Annotated in this window: 23 protein-coding genes; 17 read left to right on the plus strand and 6 right to left on the minus strand. The window is 60.2% G+C overall.

Going from position 1 to position 24,077, the window contains the following annotated elements; all coding sequences use genetic code 11:
* The first annotated feature begins 85 nt into the window (after nucleotides 1-85).
* On the plus strand, nucleotides 86-3,982 hold the full coding sequence (gene purL, locus F8N96_RS08350) for a phosphoribosylformylglycinamidine synthase (RefSeq protein WP_150797402.1): 3,897 nt from the start codon (nucleotides 86-88) through the stop codon (nucleotides 3,980-3,982).
* A 5-nt stretch (nucleotides 3,983-3,987) separates the two neighbouring features.
* Nucleotides 3,988-4,299, plus strand: a complete 312-nt coding sequence (locus tag F8N96_RS08355; RefSeq protein WP_150797614.1) for a YqfO family protein — start codon at nucleotides 3,988-3,990, stop codon at nucleotides 4,297-4,299.
* 135 nt (nucleotides 4,300-4,434) lie between these two features.
* Here the strand turns inward: F8N96_RS08355 and F8N96_RS08360 are convergent, their stop codons facing one another.
* Both F8N96_RS08360 and F8N96_RS08365 read right to left on the minus strand, forming a co-directional pair.
* Nucleotides 4,435-4,938 (minus strand): L,D-transpeptidase family protein, encoded by a 504-nt coding sequence (locus F8N96_RS08360; RefSeq protein WP_150797403.1) that lies wholly within the window; start codon nucleotides 4,936-4,938, stop codon nucleotides 4,435-4,437.
* Nucleotides 4,939-4,990: 52 nt separating this feature from the next.
* On the minus strand, nucleotides 4,991-5,542 hold the full coding sequence (locus F8N96_RS08365; protein WP_150797404.1) for an NUDIX hydrolase: 552 nt from the start codon (nucleotides 5,540-5,542) through the stop codon (nucleotides 4,991-4,993).
* Between the two features lie 146 nt (nucleotides 5,543-5,688).
* Between F8N96_RS08365 and F8N96_RS08370 the strand changes: the two genes are divergently transcribed.
* From F8N96_RS08370 to purT, 4 genes are all read left to right on the plus strand, one after another.
* Nucleotides 5,689-6,288: a CoA pyrophosphatase gene (locus F8N96_RS08370; RefSeq protein ID WP_150797405.1), complete on the plus strand. Its 600-nt coding sequence runs from the start codon at nucleotides 5,689-5,691 to the stop codon at nucleotides 6,286-6,288.
* A gap of 66 nt (nucleotides 6,289-6,354) precedes the next feature.
* Nucleotides 6,355-6,879 (plus strand): gamma carbonic anhydrase family protein, encoded by a 525-nt coding sequence (locus F8N96_RS08375; RefSeq protein ID WP_150797406.1) that lies wholly within the window; start codon nucleotides 6,355-6,357, stop codon nucleotides 6,877-6,879.
* Nucleotides 6,876-7,091, plus strand: coding sequence for a DUF1289 domain-containing protein (locus F8N96_RS08380; protein ID WP_150797407.1), 216 nt, complete (start codon nucleotides 6,876-6,878; stop codon nucleotides 7,089-7,091). The genes F8N96_RS08375 and F8N96_RS08380 overlap by 4 nt, the downstream gene beginning before the upstream one ends.
* Nucleotides 7,092-7,354: 263 nt before the next feature.
* Nucleotides 7,355-8,536 (plus strand): formate-dependent phosphoribosylglycinamide formyltransferase, encoded by a 1,182-nt coding sequence (gene purT, locus F8N96_RS08385; protein ID WP_150797408.1) that lies wholly within the window; start codon nucleotides 7,355-7,357, stop codon nucleotides 8,534-8,536.
* A 104-nt stretch (nucleotides 8,537-8,640) separates the two neighbouring features.
* On the opposite strand, the gene F8N96_RS08390 is transcribed toward purT, so the two are convergent.
* The 3 genes from F8N96_RS08390 to F8N96_RS08400 form a co-directional block, all read right to left on the minus strand.
* Nucleotides 8,641-9,957, minus strand: a complete 1,317-nt coding sequence (locus tag F8N96_RS08390; protein ID WP_150797409.1) for an MFS transporter — start codon at nucleotides 9,955-9,957, stop codon at nucleotides 8,641-8,643.
* A 231-nt stretch (nucleotides 9,958-10,188) separates the two neighbouring features.
* The gene (locus tag F8N96_RS08395) at nucleotides 10,189-11,424 is read right to left on the minus strand and encodes a transporter associated domain-containing protein (protein ID WP_150797410.1); all 1,236 of its coding nucleotides are present in this window, start codon (nucleotides 11,422-11,424) and stop codon (nucleotides 10,189-10,191) included.
* A 12-nt stretch (nucleotides 11,425-11,436) separates the two neighbouring features.
* Nucleotides 11,437-12,249 (minus strand): inner membrane protein YpjD, encoded by an 813-nt coding sequence (locus tag F8N96_RS08400; protein WP_150765950.1) that lies wholly within the window; start codon nucleotides 12,247-12,249, stop codon nucleotides 11,437-11,439.
* Nucleotides 12,250-12,444: 195 nt separating this feature from the next.
* On the opposite strand from F8N96_RS08400, the gene ffh reads away from it, so the two are divergent.
* The 11 genes from ffh (at nucleotide 12,445) to F8N96_RS08455 (ending at nucleotide 22,989) form a co-directional block, all read left to right on the plus strand.
* Nucleotides 12,445-13,821, plus strand: a complete 1,377-nt coding sequence (ffh, locus tag F8N96_RS08405; RefSeq protein ID WP_064676035.1) for a signal recognition particle protein — start codon at nucleotides 12,445-12,447, stop codon at nucleotides 13,819-13,821.
* Between the two features lie 249 nt (nucleotides 13,822-14,070).
* Complete coding sequence (rpsP, locus tag F8N96_RS08410; RefSeq protein WP_003198088.1) at nucleotides 14,071-14,322, plus strand: 30S ribosomal protein S16; 252 nt, start codon at nucleotides 14,071-14,073, stop codon at nucleotides 14,320-14,322.
* Nucleotides 14,323-14,327: 5 nt separating this feature from the next.
* Nucleotides 14,328-14,864, plus strand: a complete 537-nt coding sequence (rimM, locus tag F8N96_RS08415) for a ribosome maturation factor RimM (protein WP_007897576.1) — start codon at nucleotides 14,328-14,330, stop codon at nucleotides 14,862-14,864.
* Nucleotides 14,846-15,619 carry a tRNA (guanosine(37)-N1)-methyltransferase TrmD gene (trmD, locus tag F8N96_RS08420; RefSeq protein ID WP_191635340.1) on the plus strand — a complete coding sequence of 258 codons (774 nt, stop codon included), beginning with the start codon at nucleotides 14,846-14,848 and terminating at the stop codon, nucleotides 15,617-15,619. Before rimM ends, trmD begins: the two co-directional genes overlap by 19 nt.
* Nucleotides 15,620-15,664: 45 nt before the next feature.
* Nucleotides 15,665-16,015, plus strand: a complete 351-nt coding sequence (gene rplS, locus F8N96_RS08425; RefSeq protein ID WP_055103485.1) for a 50S ribosomal protein L19 — start codon at nucleotides 15,665-15,667, stop codon at nucleotides 16,013-16,015.
* A gap of 273 nt (nucleotides 16,016-16,288) precedes the next feature.
* Nucleotides 16,289-17,185, plus strand: a complete 897-nt coding sequence (gene xerD / locus F8N96_RS08430) for a site-specific tyrosine recombinase XerD (RefSeq protein WP_150797412.1) — start codon at nucleotides 16,289-16,291, stop codon at nucleotides 17,183-17,185.
* A 140-nt stretch (nucleotides 17,186-17,325) separates the two neighbouring features.
* A complete protein-coding gene (gene dsbC, locus F8N96_RS08435) occupies nucleotides 17,326-18,057 on the plus strand; it encodes a bifunctional protein-disulfide isomerase/oxidoreductase DsbC (protein WP_150797413.1) in 732 nt (243 codons plus the stop codon).
* A gap of 133 nt (nucleotides 18,058-18,190) precedes the next feature.
* Complete coding sequence (locus F8N96_RS08440; protein WP_150765953.1) at nucleotides 18,191-19,495, plus strand: homoserine dehydrogenase; 1,305 nt, start codon at nucleotides 18,191-18,193, stop codon at nucleotides 19,493-19,495.
* Between the two features lie 66 nt (nucleotides 19,496-19,561).
* The gene (gene thrC / locus F8N96_RS08445) at nucleotides 19,562-20,971 is read left to right on the plus strand and encodes a threonine synthase (protein ID WP_150797414.1); all 1,410 of its coding nucleotides are present in this window, start codon (nucleotides 19,562-19,564) and stop codon (nucleotides 20,969-20,971) included.
* Nucleotides 20,972-21,103: 132 nt separating this feature from the next.
* Nucleotides 21,104-22,456 carry a transporter substrate-binding domain-containing protein gene (locus tag F8N96_RS08450; protein WP_150797415.1) on the plus strand — a complete coding sequence of 451 codons (1,353 nt, stop codon included), beginning with the start codon at nucleotides 21,104-21,106 and terminating at the stop codon, nucleotides 22,454-22,456.
* 245 nt (nucleotides 22,457-22,701) lie between these two features.
* Nucleotides 22,702-22,989: a DUF3509 domain-containing protein gene (locus F8N96_RS08455; protein ID WP_150765956.1), complete on the plus strand. Its 288-nt coding sequence runs from the start codon at nucleotides 22,702-22,704 to the stop codon at nucleotides 22,987-22,989.
* 171 nt (nucleotides 22,990-23,160) lie between these two features.
* On the opposite strand, the gene F8N96_RS08460 is transcribed toward F8N96_RS08455, so the two are convergent.
* Nucleotides 23,161-24,024 (minus strand): TIGR02285 family protein, encoded by an 864-nt coding sequence (locus F8N96_RS08460; RefSeq protein ID WP_412071808.1) that lies wholly within the window; start codon nucleotides 24,022-24,024, stop codon nucleotides 23,161-23,163.
* Nucleotides 24,025-24,077 lie beyond the last annotated feature (53 nt).

The raw sequence follows: 24,077 nt of genomic DNA on the forward strand, positions 1-24,077 counted from the left end.
GCGTACCGTTTCGAGTGATGTCGCGGCCTGTTTAGGCTAGAATGCACGGCCTCAAAGCACACCCCTTCCCGAGGCTGTCCCGAAGATGTTGATCCTGCGCGGCGCTCCTGCCCTTTCTGCCTTTCGCCACAGCAAACTCCTGGAGCAACTGAGCCAGAAGGTCCCGGCTGTCAGCGGCTTGTATGCTGAATTCGCTCACTTCGCCGAAGTTACCGGCGTCCTGACCGGCGACGAACAGCAGGTGCTTGCGCGCCTTCTGAAGTACGGCCCAAGTGTTCCGGTACAAGAGCCGACCGGTCGTCTGTTCCTGGTGTTGCCGCGTTTTGGCACCATCTCGCCGTGGTCCAGTAAAGCCAGCGACATCGCTCGCAACTGCGGCCTGGGCAAAATCCAGCGCCTGGAACGCGGCATTGCGTTCTACGTGGCTGGCCAGTTCAGCGACGCCGAAGCGCAGCTGATTGCCGATGGTCTGCACGACCGCATGACCCAAATCGTGTTGGCCAACCTTGAACAAGCCGCCGGCCTGTTCAGTCATGCCGAGCCGAAACCGCTGACCGCGATCGACGTGCTGGGTGGCGGCCGCGCCGCGCTGGAAAAAGCCAACACCGAGCTGGGCCTGGCCCTGGCCGAAGACGAGATCGACTACCTGGTCAACGCCTTCGTCGGCTTGAAGCGCAACCCGCACGACATCGAACTGATGATGTTCGCCCAGGCGAACTCCGAGCACTGCCGTCACAAGATCTTCAACGCCAGTTGGGACATCGACGGTCAGAGCCAGGAAAAAAGCCTGTTCGGCATGATCAAGAACACCTACGTGATGCACAGCGAAGGCGTTCTGTCGGCTTACAAGGACAACGCTTCGGTGATCGTCGGCAACGTCGCCGGTCGCTTCTTCCCGGACCCTGAAACCCGCCAGTACGGCGCGGTGCAGGAACCGGTGCACATCCTGATGAAAGTCGAAACCCACAACCACCCGACCGCGATTGCCCCGTTCCCGGGCGCGTCCACCGGTAGTGGCGGCGAGATCCGCGACGAAGGCGCAACCGGTCGCGGTGCCAAGCCCAAGGCTGGCCTGACCGGCTTCACCGTGTCCAACCTGCAAATCCCGGGCTTCGAACAGCCATGGGAAGTGCCGTACGGCAAGCCTGAGCGCATCGTCACCGCCCTGGACATCATGATCGAAGGCCCATTGGGTGGCGCCGCGTTCAACAACGAATTCGGCCGTCCGGCCCTGACCGGTTACTTCCGTACCTTCGAACAGTCGATCACCACCCCCCGTGGCGACGAGGTTCGCGGTTACCACAAGCCGATCATGCTGGCCGGCGGCATGGGTAACATCCGTGCCGAACACGTGCAGAAGGGCGAGATCACCGTCGGCTCCAAGCTGATCGTGCTCGGCGGCCCTGCGATGCTGATCGGTCTGGGCGGCGGCGCCGCTTCCTCCATGGCCACCGGCACCAGCTCGGCGGACCTGGACTTCGCATCCGTACAGCGCGAAAACCCTGAGATGGAACGTCGCTGCCAGGAAGTCATCGACCGTTGCTGGCAGTTGGGCGACAAAAACCCGATCAGCTTCATCCACGACGTCGGCGCGGGCGGTCTGTCCAACGCCTTCCCGGAGTTGGTCAACGACGGCAACCGCGGCGGTCGCTTCGAACTGCGCAACATTCCAAACGACGAGCCGGGCATGGCCCCGCACGAAATCTGGAGTAACGAATCCCAGGAACGCTACGTTCTGGCGGTCGGCCCGGCGGACTTCGAACGCTTCCAGGCGATCTGCGAACGCGAGCGTTGCCCGTTTGCTGTGGTCGGCGAAGCCACTGCCGAGCCGCAACTGACGGTCACCGATAGCCACTTCGGCAACAGCCCGGTGGACATGCCGCTGGAAGTGCTGCTGGGCAAAGCTCCGCGCATGCACCGTTCGGCCGTTCGCGAAAACGAGCTGGGCGACGATTTCGATCCGTCGACTCTGGAAATAGCAGACTGCGTCGAGCGCGTTCTGCATCACCCGGCCGTGGCGAGCAAAAGCTTCCTGATCACCATCGGCGACCGCACCATCACCGGCCTCGTGGCCCGTGATCAGATGGTCGGCCCGTGGCAGGTTCCGGTAGCCGACGTTGCCGTCACTGCCACCAGCTTCGACGTTTACACCGGTGAAGCCATGGCCATGGGCGAGCGCACTCCGCTGGCTCTGCTGGACGCTCCGGCGTCGGGCCGCATGGCCATCGGCGAAACCCTGACCAACATCGCGGCTTCGCGCATCAACAAAATCTCCGACATCAAACTGTCGGCGAACTGGATGTCCGCTGCCGGTCACCCAGGCGAAGATGCGCGTCTGTACGACACCGTGAAAGCGGTCGGCATGGAATTGTGCCCGGACCTCGGCATCACCATTCCGGTGGGCAAGGACTCCATGTCCATGGCCACGCGCTGGAACGACGAAGGCGTCGACAAGACCGTGACCTCGCCGATGTCCCTGATCGTGACCGGTTTCGCGCCTGTGGCTGACATCCGTCAGACCCTGACGCCTGAACTGCGCATGGACAAGGGCACCACCGACCTGATCCTGATCGATCTGGGCCGTGGTCAGAACCGCATGGGCGCCTCTATCCTCGCCCAGGTCCACGGCAAACTCGGTTCGCAAGCGCCGGACGTCGACGATGCCGAAGACCTCAAAGCCTTCTTCGCCGTGATCCAGGGCCTCAACGCCGACGGTCACCTGCTGGCTTACCACGACCGTTCCGACGGTGGTCTGCTGACCAGCACCGTGGAAATGGCTTTCGCCGGCCATTGCGGTCTGAGCCTGAACCTCGACGGTCTGGCAGAAACCTCCGCCGACATCGCTGCAATCCTGTTCAACGAAGAACTGGGCGCCGTGATCCAGGTTCGCCAGGACGCTACCCCGGACATCCTCGCGCAGTTCAGCGCTGCCGGTTTGGGTGACTGCGTATCGGTGATCGGTCAGCCGATGAACAACGGCCAGATCAGCATCACCTTCAACGGTGAAACCGTGTTCGAAGGTCAGCGTCGTCTGCTGCAACGTCAGTGGGCTGAAACCAGCTACCAGATCCAGCGTCTGCGTGATAACGCCGACTGCGCCGAACAAGAGTTCGACGTGCTGCTGGAAGAAGACAACCCGGGCCTGAGCGTCAAGCTGAGCTACGACGTCAACCAGGACGTCGCCGCGCCTTACATCAAGAAAGGCATCCGCCCACAGGTTGCCGTGCTGCGTGAGCAGGGCGTCAACGGCCAGGTGGAAATGGCGGCAGCGTTCGACCGCGCCGGTTTCAACGCGATCGACGTGCACATGAGCGACATTCTGGCCGGCCGTGTCGACCTGAACGAGTTCAAAGGTCTGGTCGCTTGCGGCGGTTTCTCCTACGGCGACGTATTGGGCGCCGGCGAAGGCTGGGCCAAGTCCGCGCTGTTCAACAGCCGTGCTCGCGATGCCTTCCAGGGCTTCTTCGAGCGCAACGACAGCTTCACCCTCGGCGTGTGCAACGGTTGCCAGATGATGTCCAACCTGCACGAGCTGATCCCGGGCAGCGAGTTCTGGCCGCACTTCGTACGCAACCGCTCCGAGCAGTTCGAAGCGCGCGTGGCGATGGTCCAGGTCCAGGAATCGAATTCGATCTTCCTTCAGGGCATGGCCGGTTCGCGCATGCCGATCGCCATCGCTCACGGTGAAGGTCATGCCGAGTTTGCCAGCGAAGAAGCGTTGCTGGAAGCCGATCTGTCGGGTTGCGTGGCGATGCGTTTCGTCGACAACCACGGCAAGGTCACCGAAAGCTACCCGGCCAACCCGAACGGCTCGCCGCGCGGCATCACCGGGCTGACCAGCCGTGACGGTCGCGTCACGATCATGATGCCGCACCCGGAGCGGGTATTCCGCGCGGTGCAGAACTCGTGGCGCTCGGAAGATTGGAACGAAGACGCACCCTGGATGCGCATGTTCCGTAATGCGCGTGTGTGGGTGAACTAAGCGCTGTGTACAAGCTCAGCTTTTTTGTTCCCGACAGTCATGTCGAGGTGGTCAAGAGCGCCGTATTCGCCGCCGGTGGCGGGCGGATCGGAGCTTATGACCACTGTGCCTGGCAAGTGCTGGGCCTGGGTCAGTTTCGCCCTCTGGATGGCAGTCAGCCGTTTATTGGGCAAGCGGGGCAGGTCGAGCGGGTTGAGGAATGGAAGGTTGAGCTGGTAGTGGCGGATGAGTCGATCGTGGCCGTGGTGGCTGCGTTGAAACTCAGCCATCCCTATGAGACGCCGGCTTATGAGGTGTGGCGGTTGGAGGATTTCTGATCTTCCGGCTGCTGAAATGAGAAACCCGCTGAAGTGATATCAGCGGGTTTTTTATTGTCCCGAATTTGATCTCGGTCCATGTAGGAGCTGCACGCCGCGAGACGGCACCTTTGCCAGGACAAAAGCTCCTTCCAGCTATGGGCGAATCTCGATCATCGTGCCATCCGGCACCAGTCCCCAGACTTCGCGCATGTCCATGTTGCGCATGGCGATGCAGCCGTCGGTCCAGTCCAGGGTGTGAAACAGGTCTTCGGGGTTGTCTTCGGTATCCGGGGTGCCGTGGATCATTATCATGCCGCCGGGCTCGACGCCTTCGCGCCGGGCTCGGGCGGCGTCGCTGATGTTCGGGTAGGAAATGTGCATCGACAGGTTGAAACGGTCGCTGGTCTTGCGCCAGTCCAGCCAGTAGAAACCTTCAGGCGTGCGTTTATCGCCTTCCATGAGTTTCGGGCCGACAGGTCTTTTGCCCAATGAAATGCGATAGGTCCTGAGTGGCTTGCCGTCGTTGATCAATTGCAGTTGATGGGCAGACTTGAGCACCAGGACTTTTTCGATGACTTTGCCATCCAGGGTTTCCGCCGTGGAGGCCTGGGAAATAGCGACGAACGACATGCAAAACACGGCAAGCAACCAGCGCATTGAAACGATATCCCTGAATGGTGTCGCGACTATTTTATTTATAGAAGGTTTTTTAACGGATGGCAGGTTGAACGAGCGGCGGGATCGATTCGGAGCGCACGGGGTAGGTCTCGGTCCGCCGGTCTGCGAAGAAACATTCTAAGGTACGGCCCACCGTGCGGAAAGCCAGCTCGGACCAAGGGATGTCGGCTTCTTCGAACAGCGCCACTTCCAGGCTTTCGGGGCCGGCGGAAAAATCCAGGTCCGCCAGCTCCGCACGAAAGAACACATGCACCTGACTGATGTGCGGCACGTCTATCAAGGTATAGATGCTCAGGTTGCGTACCCGGGCACACGCCTCTTCAGCGGTCTCGCGAATCGCCGCCTGCTCGATGGTTTCGCCGTTCTCCATGAAGCCTGCGGGCAGGGTCCAGTAACCGAGCCGTGGCTCGATGGCGCGTCGGCACAGCAACACCTTCGTGCCCCAGACCGGCACGCAACCGGCGACGATATTGGGGTTCTGGTAATGAATCGCATGACAGCTGTCGCAGACATAACGCAGGCGCGAATCGCCTTCTGGAATGCGCTGGGTCACCGGGTTGCCGCACTGACTGCAAAATTTCATGCTTGGGTTCCTGAATGCTGTGCCTATCTTGGCGTGCGGCGGTGTCAGTCGGCAAGTTGTCGTTTAGCGACATGCTGCGGTTATGGGGTTGGGCGACCGGTTCGATTGGTGCATGATGCGAGGTAGAGAATAAGTCGAGAAGTCTCATGCTGGACGAGCTACTGCATCGAGTAAGCAACCATATCCCACGCACACTGGAAACCGATAAGCGTTTCCCTGAGGCCGCGGTTCTGGTGCCCATCACTCGCAGTGATGAACCGGAACTGGTTCTGACCCTGCGCGCCAGCGGGCTGTCGACCCATGGCGGTGAAGTCGCTTTCCCCGGTGGTCGCCGTGACCCAGAAGACCCGGACCTTGTGTTCACTGCCTTGCGCGAAGCCGAAGAAGAAATCGGCCTGCCGCCGGGGCTGGTCGAAGTGATCGGCCCGCTGAGTCCGCTGATCTCCCTGCATGGCATCATGGTCACGCCCTATGTCGGCGTGATTCCGGACTTCGTCGACTATCAGGCCAACGATGCCGAAATTGCCGCGGTGTTCAGCGTGCCCCTGGAATTCTTCCGCAAGGATCCTCGCGAACATACCCATCGCATCGATTATCAGGGCCGAAGTTGGTACGTGCCGAGCTATCGTTATGGCGAATACAAGATCTGGGGCCTGACCGCGATCATGATCGTCGAGTTGATCAACTTGCTTTATGACGCCAAAATCAGTCTGCACCAACCACCCAAGCGTTTTACCGACACCTGAAGCCATCGTTCGAATGGCCGAACCTTTTTTGCAAGTGAGCCTGCCTGAGCCTCGAGGGAAACATAGATGAAATATCGCTTGGGCGACGCCCGCGTCGAAACCCATCCACAGAGCTGGATCGCACCCAACGCCGTGCTGGTCGGCAAGGTCAGGCTGGAAGAGGGCGCCAACGTCTGGTTCAACGCCGTGCTGCGTGGCGACAACGAATTGATCCTGATCGGCAAGAACAGCAACGTCCAGGATGGCACCGTGATGCATACCGACATGGGCTACCCGCTGACCATCGGCACCGGCGTGACCATTGGCCACAACGCCATGCTCCACGGTTGCACGGTCGGTGATTACAGCCTGATCGGCATCAACGCAGTGATTCTCAACGGCGCGAAAATCGGCAAGAACTGCATCATCGGCGCCAACTCGCTGATCGGCGAAGGCAAGGACATTCCGGACGGCTCGCTGGTCATGGGGTCGCCCGGCAAGGTGGTGCGCGAGTTGACCGAAGCGCAGAAGAAGATGCTGGAGGCCAGTGCCGCTCACTACGTGCATAACGCCCAACGTTATGCCCGCGATCTGGCTGAGCAGGAACAATGAACAGCCCCGAACGCCCGGTTCGATCGCCTTGCGTGAATGTGTGTGCGCTGGACGAGGAGGATATCTGCACCGGGTGTCAGCGCACGGTGGACGAGATCACGCGCTGGAGCCGGATGGACAACGAGGAGCGGCGCAGGGTGTTGGGGTTGTGTCAGGAGCGGGCCAAATCCAGCGGGTTGCTCTGGATGCTGCCTGCGAAATCCGATTCCTGAACCTTGCAGGTTCTTCCACTTGTAGGAGCGAGCTTGCTCCGGGCGGCGTTCCGACGATGGTCGTTAACGATAACGCGTATTTACTGGTTAAACGCGGCGCTCTTGAGTCCATCGCGAGCAAGCTCGCTCCTACACGTCGCCAGCTGAAGCCAAACCCTGCGGTTCATGTAAAATGCCGCGCTTTCTCCCCATGGGAAGCGCGCAGGCTCTTATAGGTCAATCACGCCGCAACCCTCGATGATCCGCTCCATAGAGGACCTGAGATGACCCGTATCGGAACTCCATTGTCGCCAACCGCGACCCGCGTCTTGCTGTGTGGCTGTGGTGAGCTGGGCAAGGAAGTGGTGATCGAGCTGCAACGCCTGGGCGTAGAAGTGATTGCCGTGGATCGCTACGCCAACGCGCCGGCCATGCAGGTTGCCCATCGCAGCCACGTGATCAACATGCTCGACGGCGCGGCGCTGCGTGCCGTGATCGAGGCCGAGCAGCCGCACTTCATCGTGCCGGAAATCGAAGCCATCGCCACCGCGACCCTGGTCGAGCTTGAAGCGCAAGGTTTCACCGTGATCCCGACGGCGCGTGCCACGCAGCTGACCATGAACCGTGAAGGCATCCGTCGCCTGGCCGCCGAAGAGCTGGACTTGCCGACCTCGCCGTACCACTTTGCCGACACCTTCGAAGATTACAGCAAGGCCATCGATGACCTGGGTTTCCCCTGTGTGGTCAAGCCGGTGATGAGTTCCTCGGGCAAGGGCCAGAGCCTGTTGCGCAGCGCCGATGACGTGAAAACCGCGTGGGATTACGCGCAAGAAGGCGGCCGCGCCGGCAAAGGTCGGGTGATCATCGAGGGCTTCATCGACTTCGACTACGAAATCACCCTGTTGACCGTGCGTCACGTCGGCGGCACCACGTTCTGCGCACCCGTCGGCCATCGTCAGGAGAAGGGCGACTACCAGGAGTCCTGGCAGCCACAGGCCATGAGCCCGGTGGCCCTGGCGGAGTCCGAGCGCGTGGCCAAGGCGGTGACTGAAGCCTTGGGTGGCCGTGGTCTGTTTGGCGTCGAGCTGTTCATCAAGGGCGATCAGGTGTGGTTCAGCGAAGTGTCGCCGCGTCCCCATGACACCGGCCTGGTGACCCTGATTTCCCAGGACCTGTCGCAGTTCGCCCTGCATGCGCGGGCGATCCTGGGGCTGCCGATTCCGTTGATCCGTCAGTTCGGGCCTTCGGCTTCGGCGGTGATCCTGGTGGAAGGGCAATCGACCCAGACCGCTTTCGCCAACCTGGGCGCTGCGTTGAGCGAACCGGATACGGCGCTGCGCCTGTTTGGCAAGCCTGAGGTTAACGGTCAGCGTCGGATGGGGGTGGCGTTGGCGCGGGATGAGTCGATCGAGGCGGCTCGTGCTAAAGCGACCCGCGCTTCCCAGGCTGTCGTAGTCGAGCTGTAACCGCGGCGCGGCATTCGCGAGCAGGCTCGCTCCCACATTGAACCGCGTTCTTTCTGTTTGAACGCGGTCCCTGTGGGAGCGAGCCTGCTCGCGAAGCTTTTGCTTCAGGCCACCCGATTCAGATCGTTGTTGCGCGTCTCCTTCAGGCACAGCACCGCAATCAAGCTCAACACCGCCGCCCCCGACACATACCCGCCGACATAACTCAACCCTCCCATCGCCACGAGTTTCTGCGCAAAAAACGGCGCCGCCGAGGCCCCGACTATCCCGCCCAGGTTGTAGGCCGCCGACGCCCCGGTATAACGCACGTGAGTCGGAAACAGTTCCGGCAGCAGCGCCCCCATTGGCGCGAAGGTCACGCCCATCAGAAACAGCTCGACGCACAGGAACAGCGCGACGCTCCAGGTCGATCCCTGGGCCAGCAGCGGTTCCATCAGGAATCCGGACAGAATCGCCAGCACGCCACCGATGATCAGCACCGGTTTGCGCCCGTAACGGTCGCTGGCCCAGGCTGACAATGGCGTGGCCGCGGCCATGAACAGGACTGCGAAGCACAACAGCGCGAGAAAGGTTTCGCGGGTGTAACCGAGTGTCGACACGCCATAGCTCAACGAAAACACGGTCGAGATGTAGAACAGCGCGTAACACACCACCATCGCCCCGGCACCCAACAGCATGGGCGCCCAGTATTGGCTGAACAGCTCCACCAGCGGAATCTTCACCCGTTCCTGGCGAGCCATGGCATTGGCGAACACCGGCGTTTCGTGGAGTTTGAGGCGCACGTACAGGCCGACCATCACCAGCGCGGCACTGAGCAGGAACGGAATCCGCCAGCCCCACGAGCGGAACTGTTCGTCGTCCAGGGTCATGGCAAGGGTCAGGAACAGCCCGTTGGCCGCGAGAAAGCCGATCGAAGGGCCGAGCTGCGGGAACATGCCGAACCAGGCGCGCTTGCCTTTGGGCGCGTTCTCCGTCGCCAGCAGCGCTGCGCCGCCCCATTCGCCACCCAGCCCCAGGCCTTGGCCGAAGCGCAACACACAAAGCAGGATCGGCGCCCAGGCCCCGATGCTGTCGTAACCCGGCAGTACGCCGATCAGCGTGGTGCATACGCCCATCAGCAGCAGGGAGGCCACCAGGGTCGATTTGCGCCCGATGCGGTCACCGAAGTGGCCGAACAGTGCCGAACCCAAGGGGCGGGCAAGGAACGCGATACCGAAGGTGAGGAACGCCGACAGCATCTGCGCGGTGCCGGAGGTCTGCGGAAAGAACACCGGGCCGATCACCAGCGCTGCCGCCGTGGCATAGACGTAGAAGTCGTAGAATTCGATGGCGGTACCGATGAAGCTCGCGGTGGCCACCCGGGTGGCGGAGTTCGTCGGTTGTGCGGGCGTGCTGTCGTTATAAGTCGTGCTGGTCGTCATGCGGTAATCCCTGACAGTCATGTGCTCCAGTGGAGCGAATTATTATGGTCGAACACCCAGGGATGTGGGTTTAACGCAGAGTGCGGGTAGCACAGGGGTAGGGCGGGGCTTGGGTAAGCGCGATCGATTATGCCACGGTCGGCAACGTTTTTTGTAGGAGCCAGGCTTGCCGGCGAAGGCGTTTCCAAGGGCGCCTTCGCCGGCAAGCCTGGCTCCTACAGGGATGTTATTTCAAGCAAGGGTTTGCACTGTGGCCGTATGCCAGATCAACACGCGTGTAACGCGGTTGTCCTCGGTTTCGAGGATTTCCAGCCGATACCGCCCGATCTTCAGGCACACCGCGCTCTCGGGAATCGTTTCCAGCGCTTCGGTGACCAACCCGTTCAGGGTCTTCGGGCCGTCACTGGGCAGGTGCCAGCCCAGGCTCTTGTTCAGGTCGCGAATCGACGCTGCGCCATCGATCACCAGTCGTCCATCGGCTTGGGGATGGATATGCGGGTTGTCCAGGCTGTGCTGGCTTTCGAACTCGCCGACGATTTCTTCGAGAATGTCTTCCAGGGTCACGATGCCGAGCACTTCGCCGTACTCGTCGACCACCATGCCCAGGCGGCGCTGCTGTTTGTGGAAATTCAGCAGCTGCAGCTGCAGCGGCGTGCTTTCAGGCACGAAGTACGGCTCGTGACTGGCCGCCAGCAGCGATTCCAGGGTCAGGCTGCCGTCGGGCAGCAAGTGGCGGATCTGCCGGGTATTGAGTACCGCTTCGACCTGGTTGATATCGCTGTGGAACACCGGCAGGCGCGTGCGTTTGTTGTGACGCAGTTGTTCGATGATGTCCGGGAGCGCGTCGTCGAGGTTGATCCCGTCGACGTCACTGCGCGGAACCAGAATGTCGTTGACCGTGATGTTGTCCAGCGCGTGGATGCCCGAGAGCGGGTGCGGGCGGCAAACGGCGTGTTCGTGATCGTCGTGTCTGTCGTTCGGCGCTTCGTCTTCGCTCTTTTGCACCACTTTGGCTTTGCGGGCGAACGGTCGCATCAGCAACTGGCTGATGCCATTGAGCAGCCAGGCGGCCGGGTAGATGATTTTCAGAGGCGCGCCAAGCAAGGTGTTGCCCAGCGCCAGGACCGCGTCCGGGTGGCGAACGGCGAGGGTGCGTGGCAGGTAGTCGGCGAACACCAGCAGGATCGCGCCGGCCCCGACGCAAGCGGCCCATGGACCGTTTTCAGCCCAGGTAAAAATCGCCAGCAACGTGCTGATGACCACCACCAGCGCGCGGCACAGGGTGTTGCACAGGATCAGGCTGTTCAGCGGGAAGCTCAGCTTCGCCACGGGTTTGTCACTGGAGCGCGAGGCGGTGCGCTGGGCCAGCAGGTGCTGTTGTGCCGCTTCGATGGCGGTAAACAGCCCTGACCATAAAGTCAGCAGGGCCATTACGGCAAGCATCGGTCCTATGGGCAATTCGTCCATTAATGCCGCCCGTCAGATGTGCAGGATGTATTCGCGGACCAGCTTGCTGCCGAAGTACGCCAGCATCAGCAGGCAGAAACCGGCGAGGGTCCAGCGAATGGCCTTGTGTCCGCGCCAGCCCAGGCGGTTGCGGCCCCAGAGCAGCACGCTGAAGACGATCCAGGCCAGGCACGCCAGCAAGGTCTTGTGCACCAGGTGCTGGGCGAACAGGTTGTCGACGAACAGCCAGCCGGAGATCAGCGACAGCGACAACAGGGTCCAGCCCGCCCAGAGGAAGCCGAACAGCAGGCTTTCCATGGTTTGCAGGGGCGGGAAGTTCTTGATCAGCCCGGACGGGTGCTTGTGCTTGAGTTGATGGTCCTGAACCAGCAATAGCAATGCCTGGAACACCGCAATGGTGAACATGCCGTAGGCGAGGATCGACAGCAGGATGTGGGCGAGGATGCCTGGCGCCTCGTCGATGATCTGCACCGTGCCAGCGGGGGCGATCTGCGCGAGCAACACGGTCGCCAGGCCCAGCGGGAACAGCAATATCAGCAGGTTCTCCACCGGAATCCGCGAGCAGGCCAGCAGCGTCAGGGCAATGACCGCCGCGGCTATCAGGCTGGCGGCGCTGAAAAAATCCAGGCCCAGGCCGATCGGCGTCAACAGATGGGTGAACAGGCTGGCGCCGTGGGCCAGCACGGCCAGTACGCCGAGCGTGACCAGCAGGCGCTTGTTGGCCTTGGCGCCGGTGGCCAGACGAGTGCCCTGATAGAGGGTCGCAGCGGCATACAAGCAGGCGGCGGCGAGAGTGGTAAGCAAGCTGGGTGACAAGGGGAGCATAAATCCTGTTAGGCAAGCCCGAAAGGCGCTGAGTTTGGCATAGAACCCACGCGACACGAAAGTGCGAGGTGTCCGCCAGACGCAGTCTTCGCTATAATCCGCGACCTGCCCACGCCGCAGGCTCGCCGAGCACATGTTTATTACGGTCTGGGCCGCCATTATCCCGGTCTACACAGGGCCTGAAAGGATCGCGCAATGTTTGAAAACTTAACCGACCGTCTCTCGCAGACGCTGCGCCATGTCACCGGCAAGGCCAAGCTGACCGAGGACAACATCAAAGACACCCTGCGTGAAGTGCGCATGGCGTTGCTCGAAGCCGACGTCGCCTTGCCGGTGGTCAAAGACTTCGTCAACTCGGTCAAGGAACGCGCCGTCGGCACCGAGGTGTCGCGCAGCCTGACGCCGGGCCAGGCCTTCGTGAAGATTGTCCAGGCCGAACTCGAAAGCCTGATGGGCGCGGCCAACGAAGACCTGAACCTGAGCGCCGTTCCGCCAGCGGTCATTCTGATGGCCGGTTTGCAGGGTGCGGGTAAAACCACCACCGCCGGTAAACTCGCGCGCTTCCTTAAAGAGCGCAAGAAGAAGTCGGTCATGGTCGTCTCCGCGGACGTTTACCGTCCGGCGGCGATCAAGCAGCTGGAAATGCTTGCCGGTGAAGTCGGCGTTACCTTCTTCCCGTCCGACCTGAGCCAGAAGCCGGTCGAGATTGCGCAAGCGGCTATTAAAGAAGCCAAACTCAAATTCATCGACGTGGTCATCGTCGATACCGCCGGTCGCCTGCACATCGATGAAGAGATGATGGGCGAGATCAAGGCGCTGCACGCCGCGATCAACCCGGTCGAGACCCTGTTCGTGGTCGACGCCATGACCGGCCAGGACGCCGCCAACACGGCCAAGGCCTTCGGTGATGCATTGCCGCTGACCGGCGTGATCCTGACCAAGGTCGACGGCGACGCCCGTGGCGGTGCCGCCCTGTCGGTGCGTGCCATCACCGGCAAGCCGATCAAGTTCATCGGTATGGGCGAGAAGAGCGAAGCGCTCGATCCGTTCCACCCTGAGCGTATCGCCTCGCGCATCCTCGGCATGGGCGACGTGCTCAGCCTGATCGAGCAGGCCGAACAGACCCTCGACAAGGACAAGGCCGACAAGCTGGCCAAGAAACTGAAGAAGGGCAAGGGCTTCGACCTCGAAGACTTCCGCGATCAGCTGCAACAGATGAAAAACATGGGCGGCCTCGGCGGCCTCATGGACAAGCTGCCGAATATTGGCGGTGTTAACCTGGCGCAGATGGGCAACGCCCAAGGCGCGGCAGAGAAGCAATTCAAGCAGATGGAGGCCATCATCAACTCCATGACCCCGGCCGAGCGCCGCGACCCTGAGCTAATCAGCGGTTCGCGCAAACGCCGGATCGCCATGGGTTCCGGCACCCAGGTGCAGGACATCGGTCGCTTGATCAAGCAACACAAGCAGATGCAGAAGATGATGAAGAAATTCTCCGCGAAAGGCGGAATGGCCAAAATGATGCGCGGCATGGGCGGTATGTTGCCCGGCGGCGGCATGCCGAAAATGTAAAAAATTCGCGCAAGGGCTTGCTCTTGCGCACCCCACACGGAAGTGGGATCTCCAGCAAACCCGCACTTGGCGGGAGCTGACTGGCCGTTTTCAACGACGGCTCTATAGCAAATCTGGATGGCGACCGAAAGGCCGCCGGAAAAAGACATTTGCAAAAGTCCGGATATTCCTTAGAATATGCGGCCTTTCGGGCACCTATGCCCGCTGTGCCTTTAGATTTGCAGCACCGACTACAGGAACGATGTTCACATGCTAACAATCCGTCTTGCCCTTGGCGGCTCCAAAAAGCGCCCGTTTTACCACTTGACCGTAACCGACAGCCGCAACCCGCGCGACGGTTCGCACAAGGAACAGGTTGGTTTCTTCAACCCTGTTGCCCGTGGTCAGGAAGTTCGTCTGTCCGTGAACCAAGAGCGCGTAGCCTACTGGCTGAGCGTTGGTGCACAACCTTCTGAGCGCGTTGCTCAGTTGTTGAAGGAATCTGCCAAGGCTGCGGCCTGAGCAATATGAGCGCGACGCCAGCTGTTGCCGATGATTTGATCGTTATTGGCAAAATCTATTCTGTTCATGGCGTTCGCGGCGAAGTGAAGGTGTATTCCTTTACTGATCCGACTGAAAACCTGTTGCAGTACAAAACCTGGACGCTCAAGCGCGAAGGCAATGTGAAACAGGTCGAGCTGGTCAGCGGACGTGGGAACGACAAGTTCCTGGTCGCAAAGCTCAAGGGTCTCGATGATCGTGAAGAAGCGCGTCTTCTGGCCGGTTATGAGATCTGTGTGCCGCGCAACCTGTTCCCTGAATTGACCGACGGCGAGTACTACTGGTACCAGCTGGAAGGTCTGAAGGTCATTGATCAACTCGGGCAATTGCTCGGGAAAATCGATCATCTTCTGGAAACCGGCGCCAATGATGTAATGGTGGTCAAGCCTTGCGCTGGCAGCCTGGATGATCGCGAACGCCTGTTGCCCTATACGGAGCAATGCGTGTTGGCTGTCGACCTGGCCGCGGGCGAGATGAAGGTGGAATGGGATGCGGACTTCTAAACGTGGCTAACCTGAGCGTAGAAGTGATCAGTTTGTTTCCCGAGATGTTCTCCGCCATCAGCGAGTACGGCATCACCAGTCGTGCGGTGAAACAGGGGCTGTTGCAGCTCACCTGTTGGAATCCGCGAGACTACACGACGGATCGACATCACACTGTGGACGATCGCCCGTTTGGCGGTGGTCCGGGCATGGTGATGAAGATCAAGCCCCTGGAAGATGCGTTGGTTCAGGCCAAGGCAGCAGCCGGGGAGGCGGCGAAGGTGATTTACCTGTCCCCCCAAGGCCGTCAACTGACTCAGTCGGCGGTGCGCGAGTTGGCGAATCTGGATGCATTGATCCTGATTGCCGGCCGCTATGAAGGCATTGACGAGCGTTTTATTGAAGCTCATGTCGATGAAGAGTGGTCGATTGGCGACTATGTACTGTCTGGCGGCGAGCTGCCGGCGATGGTCCTGATCGATGCGGTTACACGACTGCTGCCTGGAGCTTTAGGGCATGCGGACTCCGCCGAGGAAGATTCCTTTACGGATGGTTTGCTGGATTGCCCGCACTACACCCGACCGGAGGTGTATGCGGATCAGCGTGTTCCCGACGTATTGCTAAGTGGCAATCACGCGCACATCCGGCGTTGGCGTTTACAGCAGTCCCTTGGTCGGACCTTTGAACGACGCGCCGATCTTCTGGAAAGCCGCTCGCTTTCTGGAGAAGAGAAGAAGCTGCTCGAGGAATACATCCGCGAGCGGGACGATAGTTAACAACGTATCGATGGTAAATCCAACGATTTACCTTAGGAGCACAGCATGACTAACAAAATCATCCTTGCACTCGAAGCAGAGCAGATGACCAAAGAGATCCCTACCTTTGCCCCGGGCGACACCATTGTCGTTCAGGTGAAAGTGAAGGAAGGCGACCGTTCGCGTCTGCAAGCGTTCGAAGGTGTTGTTATCGCCAAGCGTAACCGCGGCGTAAACAGTGCTTTCACCGTGCGTAAAATCTCCAACGGTGTTGGCGTAGAGCGTACTTTCCAGACCTACAGCCCGCAAATCGACAGCATGGCCGTTAAACGTCGCGGTGACGTACGTAAAGCCAAGCTGTACTACCTGCGTGACCTGTCCGGTAAAGCAGCTCGCATCAAGGAAAAACTGTCTTAAGTCCAGACAGCTTCCGATGCAGAAAAAAGCAGCCTACGGGCTGCTTTTTTGTTGCCCGCGATTTTTCGGTGCTGGGGGGGATGTGTGCCTGACATCGGACCGCGTTGTGGCATTCGCGGGCAAGCCTCGCTCCTACAGAAGAACGATTCAATACCGTAGGAGCGAGGCTTGCCCGCGAATCGATCCATCAATCACCACAATATCAACGGGCGCTATAAAGCCGCGGCAGGCTATGAAAGACTTGTCGTCAGTTTCCCAGTTGCCTGAGCCTTTATGCCCGCCATCGATCACCCACTGATAGACCAGTTTCTCGACGCCCTGTGGCTGGAGAAGGGGCTTTCCGATAACACCCGCGATGCCTATCGCAGCGACTTGGCCTTGTTCAACGCATGGTTACAAGAGAAAGGACTGGAGCTGGTCAACGCCGGCCGCGAATTGATCCTCGATCACCTTGCCTGGCGCCTGGAACAAAACTACAAACCCCGTTCAACTGCGCGATTCCTCTCCGGCGTGCGTGGGTTTTATCGCTATTTATTGCGGGAAAAGCTGATCGCTGTCGATCCGACCTTGCGCATCGATATGCCTCAGCTCGGCAGGCCATTGCCCAAATCCTTGTCGGAAACAGATGTGGAAGCATTATTGGCCGCGCCGGACTTGAGCGAAGCCATTGGCCAGCGCGATCGCGCCATGCTCGAAGTGCTGTACGCCTGCGGCTTGCGGGTGACGGAGCTGATCAGCCTGACCCTGGAGCAGGTCAACCTGCGCCAGGGCGTGCTGCGGGTGATGGGCAAGGGCAGCAAGGAGCGGCTGGTGCCGATGGGCGAGGAGGCGATCGTCTGGGTCGAACGCTACATGCGTGATGGCCGTAACGAGCTGCTGGGCGGGCGACCGAGCGATGTCATGTTCCCCAGTCAGCGCGGCGAGCAGATGACCCGCCAGACCTTCTGGCACCGGATCAAACACCAGGCCAAGGTCGCCGGGATCGGCAAGTCGCTGTCGCCGCATACGCTGCGTCATGCGTTCGCCACGCACCTGCTCAACCACGGCGCCGATCTGCGGGTGGTGCAGATGTTGCTGGGCCATAGCGACCTGTCCACCACCCAGATCTACACCCACGTCGCTCGGGCGCGCTTGCAAGACCTGCACGCCAAACACCACCCCAGAGGTTGACACAATGTCTTGCGTCAGGCGCATTCGGCCACAGGGGCCTTATGTGGTAGGCTTTGCCGGTTTGCACGATGGGCGATTATGACCCGGTGTTTCGGCACGGGCGTTCTGATCGTCCCATTTGTCCGCCTTCAGGAGTTCTCATGCGTCTGACCCAGATTATCGCCGCCGCAGCCATTGCGTTGGTCAGCACCTTTGCCGTCGCCGATGACGCGGCCGACAAAGCCATTCGTAAAAGCCTGGAAAACCTCCAGCTCGAAGTTCCGGTAGAAAGCATCTCCGCCAGTCCTCTGCCCGGCCTCTACGAAGTCAGACTCAAAGGCAGCCGCGTACTCTACGCCAGTGCCGACGGCCAATACGTGGTTCAGGGCTACATGTTCCAGCTCAAGGACGGCAAGCCGGTCAACCTGACCGAGAAGACCGAACGCCTGGGCGTTTCCAAACTGGTCAACGCGATCCCTGTAGCGGAAACCGTGGTGTACCCGGCGATCGGCGAAACCAAATCGCACATCACCGTGTTCACCGACACCACGTGCCCGTACTGCCACAAGCTGCACGCCGAAGTGCCTGAGCTGAACAAGCGCGGCATCGAAGTGCGTTACGTGGCGTTCCCGCGCCAGGGCCTGGGCTCGCCGGGTGACGAACAGCTGCAGGCGGTCTGGTGCTCGAAAGACAAGAAAGCCGCCATGGACAAAATGGTCGATGGCAAGGAAATCAAGGCCGCCAAGTGCGATAACCCGGTTTCCAGGCAATTCGCCCTGGGTCAGTCGATCGGCGTGAACGGCACACCGGCCATCGTTTTGGCTGACGGCCAGGTCATTCCGGGCTACCAGCCAGCGCCACAAGTCGCCAAACTGGCACTGGGTGCGAAATAAAGTTCGTATCGTCACGGTCAGCCTTTGACGATCATGGTCAGGCGGTCAATCGCCTGGCCATCAATAGAGAGCCGCGAGTATGCGGTTGTTTTCACGGCCGGCCTCGAGTCGGCCGTTTTATGGGGAGTTCACAGTGAAACCGGTCAAAGTAGGCATCTGTGGGTTAGGGACCGTCGGTGGCGGTACCTTCAACGTACTTCAGCGCAACGCCGAGGAAATTGCTCGTCGTGCCGGGCGTGGAATCGAAGTGGCACAAATTGCCATGCGCACGCCAAAGCCTCAGTTCCAGACGACCGGTATTGCGATTACCAACGATGTGTTCGAAGTGGCCACGAACCCTGAGATCGACATCGTCATAGAGCTGGTGGGCGGCTACACCGTTGCCCGCGAGCTGGTACTCAAGGCCATCGAGAATGGCAAGCATGTGGTCACCGCGAACAAGGCACTGATCGCCGTTCACGGTAATGAAATTTTCGCCAAGGCTCGCGAGAAGGGCGTCATCGTGGCGTTCGAAGCGGCCGTGGCCGGTGGCATCCCGGTGATCAAGGCGATCCGTGAAGGCCTGTCCGCCAACCGCATCAACTGGGTCGCCGGGATCATCAACGGCACCGGCAACTTCATCCTCACCGAAATGCGTGAGAAGGGTCGCACCTTCGAAGACGTACTCGCCGAGGCGCAAGCCCTGGGTTACGCCGAAGCGGATCCGACCTTCGACGTCGAAGGCATCGATGCCGCCCACAAGCTGACGATCCTGGCGTCCATCGCATTCGGCATTCCGCTGCAATTCGACAAGGCCTACACCGAAGGCATCACCAAGCTGACCACCGCCGACGTGAACTACGCCGAAGCGCTGGGCTATCGCATCAAGCACCTGGGCGTGGCGCGCAGCACCGCGGCCGGTATCGAGTTGCGCGTGCACCCGACGCTGATCCCGGCCGATCGTCTGCTCGCCAACGTCAACGGCGTGATGAACGCGGTGATGGTCAACGGTGACGCCGCCGGTTCGACCCTGTTCTACGGCGCGGGCGCCGGCATGGAGCCGACCGCTTCGTCGGTGATCGCGGACCTGGTGGACGTGGTTCGCGCCATGACCTCCGACCCGGAAAACCGCGTGCCGCACCTGGCTTTCCAGCCGGATTCGCTGTCGGCGCACCCGATCCTGCCGATCGAAGCCTGCAAGAGTGCCTACTACCTGCGTATCCAGGCCAAGGATCATCCTGGCGTACTGGCCCAGGTGGCGAGCATCCTCTCGGAACGTGGCATCAACATCGAATCGATCATGCAGAAGGAAGTCGAGGAACACGACGGCCTGGTGCCAATGATCATGCTGACGCACCGTGTGCTGGAACAGCACATGAACGATGCGATCACCGCCCTGGAGACCTTGGAAGGCGTGGTCGGCCCGGTCGTACGGATCCGCGTCGAGCACCTGAACTAAGCCGTTATCGTTCACCGGGCTCGCACGCGGGCCCGGCATTGCGAACACTGTCTATTGGAGCCAGTCATGCGTTATATCAGTACCCGCGGCCAGGCACCGGCCCTGAATTTCGAAGATGTCCTGCTGGCCGGTCTCGCCACCGACGGCGGTCTGTACGTCCCGGAAAACCTGCCACGTTTCACCCAGGAAGAAATCGCTTCTTGGGCCGGCCTGCCGTATCACGAGCTGGCCTTCCGGGTGATGCGCCCATTCGTGGCGGGCAGCATTCCGGATGCCGATTTCAAAAAGATCCTTGAAGAAACATACGGTGTGTTCTCCCACAACGCCGTGGCGCCACTGCGTCAGCTGAACGGCAACGAATGGGTATTGGAGCTGTTCCATGGCCCGACCCTGGCGTTCAAGGACTTCGCCCTGCAACTGCTCGGTCGCCTGCTCGACTACGTGCTGGAAAAGCGCGGAGAACGTGTAGTCATCGTCGGCGCCACCTCCGGTGACACCGGTTCGGCTGCCATCGAAGGCTGCAAGCACTGCGAAAACGTCGACATCTTCATCCTGCACCCGCACAACCGCGTGTCGGAAGTGCAGCGTCGCCAGATGACCACCATTTTTGGCGAGAACATCCACAACATCGCCATCGAAGGCAACTTCGATGACTGCCAGGAAATGGTCAAGGCCAGCTTCGCCGACCAGAGCTTCCTCAAGGGCACGCGCCTGGTCGCGGTGAACTCGATCAACTGGGCGCGGATCATGGCCCAGATCGTCTACTACTTCCACGCTGCCCTGCAGTTGGGCGGCCCGGCACGCTCGGTATCGTTCTCGGTGCCGACCGGCAACTTCGGTGACATCTTCGCCGGTTACCTGGCCCGCAACATGGGCCTGCCGATCAACCAGTTGATCGTCGCCACCAACCGCAACGACATCCTGCACCGCTTCATGAGCGGTAATCAGTACGTCAAGGAAACGCTGCACGCCACGCTGTCGCCATCGATGGACATCATGGTGTCGTCGAACTTCGAACGTCTGTTGTTCGACCTGCACGGTCGCAATGGCGCGGCGATTGCCGGCCTGATGGACACCTTCAAGCAAGGTGGCGGTTTCAGCGTCGAAGAGGAGCGCTGGACCGAAGCTCGCAAACTGTTCGATTCGCTGGCCGTGGACGACGCACAAACCTGCGAAACCATCGCCGAAGTCTACGAGCAGACGGGCGAGCTACTGGATCCGCACACAGCCATTGGCGTCAAGGCCGCGCGCGAATGCCGTCGCAGCCTGGATATTCCGATGGTGATCCTGGGTACGGCCCACCCGGTCAAATTCCCGGACGCCGTGGAAAAAGCCGGTGTAGGAAAAGCGCTTGAACTGCCTGTGCATCTTGCTGATTTGTTTGAGCGAGATGAGCGCTGCACGGTTTTGCCGAATGACCTGAAAGCCGTGCAGGCCTTTGTCAGTCAGCATGGCAACCGCGGCAAACCCCTGTAGCCGGCACAAGCTGTCACATATGAAGCCCGTCTCCTGACGGGCTTTCTCGTTTTCGGGTGTCACACTTGTCGTATTTCGAACACGGGGTATCGCCCATCAAGGACAGGCGATTCGATGACCAGGGAAGGGGCAATGCTATTTTTCAGAGGATTGAAACCAGTCGTGTGCTGGATGTTTTTGCTCAGCGCCATCGGCGTTGCGCATTGGGTGATGGCGACGCATCTGGCGACACCCGATCCCAAGGGCGCAGGCGCAGGCTTGACGATCGGGCTGAATGCTCAGGAGCGGCAATGGGTCGCCGAGCACCCGCGAGTCATTGTCGCGTCGAAGCACTTCCCGCTGTTTTTGTTCAAGGACGAGTACGGCCAGTGGAGCGGGTTGTACAACGATGTGCTCAATCGCATCAGTGCCATGACCGGGCTGCAATTTGTGTATGCAGAGACGTTTTCCACCGAGCAGATGCTGGAGCACCTGGAAAGCGGCGCGGCGAATATGAGTACGACGCTGGCGATGAATGACGAGCGCAAGGCATTTCTGGATTTCAGTCATGCGTTCGGTGGCGCAGGTTGGGTATTGGTCGGGCGGGCAGGGGAGCCACCGGTACAATCTCTGCAGCAACTGTCACAGCAAGTGTTGGTGCTGCCGGCCAGGCATGCGCTCGAATCCATGATTCGCCGTGACTATCCGGCCATCGAATTGCGTTCGGTCAAGACCTACGCCGAGGCCCGGGCGCTGGTCGTAAGCGGCGAGGCTCATGCCACCATTGAAAATGAAATCGCAGCGCAGTTTTACCCGTCGGGACAGCTCGAGGTCGGGCAAGTGTTGGAAGGGCACTGGACCGCCGATTATCTGTCGGTAGGCAAAGGCCAGCCGCAGTTGTTGAGTATCCTCAACAAGGCGCTTGCAGCATTTGCGCCGGCGGAGTTACGCGCCATTCGCCTGAAATGGTCCAGTGGAAATGCTCCGGTTCAAGCGCCCGCCAGCAAGCAGTGGCTCACGACGTGGGGCTGGTGGGGTGTGTTGGCGGTCTGCGTATTCGCACTGTCGATACTTTTGCATCGTCGGTGCAGGACCCTGATCCAGCTGCGTCTGGAGGCCGAGACAGACCTTCGTGATCAATTGGCCTTTCAGCATGCATTGATGGACGCCATGCCCGATCCGATGTTCGTTCGTGATCTGGAAGGCCGGTTGGTCATGTGCAACAAAAGTTATGAAGAAAGCTTGTCGATTCGCTTCGACCAGGTCAAGGGACGGCAGTTGATCGAACTCGATACCTTGCCCAGGGAGACCGCCGAACGGCTGCATGTCGAGTTGATGGCGCAACTGGAGACTCGCAAGACGAGCTTCAGTCTGTGTCAGTTGTTGTTCAAGAGCGGGCCCAGGGACATTTACCAATGGACGGTGCCATTCTACGGTGCAGACGGAAAGTTGCGCGGTCTGTTGGGTGGATGGAGCGATATCGGCAAGTGTAAAAAGCAGACGTGAGGCGGCTCCCCGCAGGAGCTGTCGAGCGAAGCGAGGCTGCGATCTTTTGATCTTGCTGTTGCCTGCTTTGGCTAGAGATCTGCCACCTCTGTTTTATCTTTGTCATCTTCGCCGTGCATGCTCCATCAACCAGAGACGCCGACGCGTCTGCAATCGGCATCCAGAACTTTCCTCAAGGGCCGGTGGTCATTTACAGTGGACACGCCCCAGGCACTTTGTTTTCGGACTATTGAGTGGTGATCGAGATGGAAAGTATCAGTCTATTGCTCGGTGAGGCTCTGAGCCCGTATCAGGTGACGTTGACCCCATCGGGACCCCAGGGCAAATGCCTGGTGACCCTGAAAAATTCGACTGGCGCCATTGTGGTCGAACGGGAATTCAATCAGGCACAGTTGACCGATAAGCGTCTGCTGACGGATGTGGTCGACGGATTGCATCGCGATGTGCTGATTGCCGAAGGGCGTCTGGAGCCCTGCGTTATTGCAGCATTACGCAATGCTGCTCAGGGCAAGCCCCTGGCCAGCCGAAAATGAAATTGTCTTTTGTGGGAACCTTCCTGCTCCAAAGTCGGTCAGATCATGTAACAGCAGGATCAAGCATTGTGCTCCGGTGCTTGTAGCTTGCTGTTACTGGTCTTTATGTAGGCCACGTTTAACCCCGAGTCGTCTCCCCACTTCTCGGGGTTTCTTTTTGTCCGCGATTTGTCATTGCCCGGCCTGCTGGCTGAAAAATGCCTTGCTGGCTTCCAGGTAGTCGCTGCGACTGTCCGGGTCCAGCCAGGCGGCATAGGCCTCGCTCAAGCGCTCGTGGGGCAGGTCGCGCAGCACCTGGTTGATCTCGATGATGGCCTGTCGGCCCTGAGCGGTGTCAGTACAGCCGATATGACCGGACAGGTATTTGCCCGTGCCGCGGATCGGGTAGAACTGCAAGTCATCTTCCGCGATCCCTTGCTGGCGGGCCTGGTAGCGGATCTCCGAGCGGTACCCCAACAACAGTCGCAAGCGTCCCAGGCGTTGCATCTGCAACAGGCTGCCCAGCGCGTCGTTGCCATAGTGGAGCGTCAGTGCATGGGCGGGTGCCTGTTTGAGCAGTGCATCGAGATACTCGCCGTAGTTGCGCTCGGCAATGATTCCCAGCTTCTCTTCGCCGCTGGCCAGCAGGGCCGCCAGGTCCACTTCGCCGTCCTTGATAAAAGGCGTCAGCAGCTCCCGATCGACGCGCCGCACTGCCAGGCCATTGCTTATGGCGCGAAAGACCGGGATGGAAAACGCCATCCAGCTGGCGCGTTCCTGGCTCCAGTTCAGCGCCGCATCGCACGTTAGGGAGGGCTCGTGGAGCATTTGCAAGCCGCGAGCACGATTGACCCGCATCAGGCTGTGTTGGTATTGCGGCATGCGAGCGATCAGTAACGGCAGCAGTTGATCGATGACGCCCTGGCCCTTTTCCGGTCCTTCGAAAATCATCAACGGTGGCAGATCGCGCAACAGCCAGACCAGGGTTTGCTTGGGATGCGCCAACGTCGACTGAGCCTGACTGGCGAGCAAGATGAAAACCGTCACTGCGCACAGCGCTCGTGCGCCGCACCACCGGCAGTGGTTGATGAGTCGCGCAGACAGGCGCT

The sequence above is a fragment of the Pseudomonas fluorescens genome, assembly GCF_902497855.1.
In the GTDB taxonomy this organism is placed as follows: Bacteria; Pseudomonadota; Gammaproteobacteria; order Pseudomonadales; family Pseudomonadaceae; genus Aquipseudomonas; species Aquipseudomonas fluorescens_BI.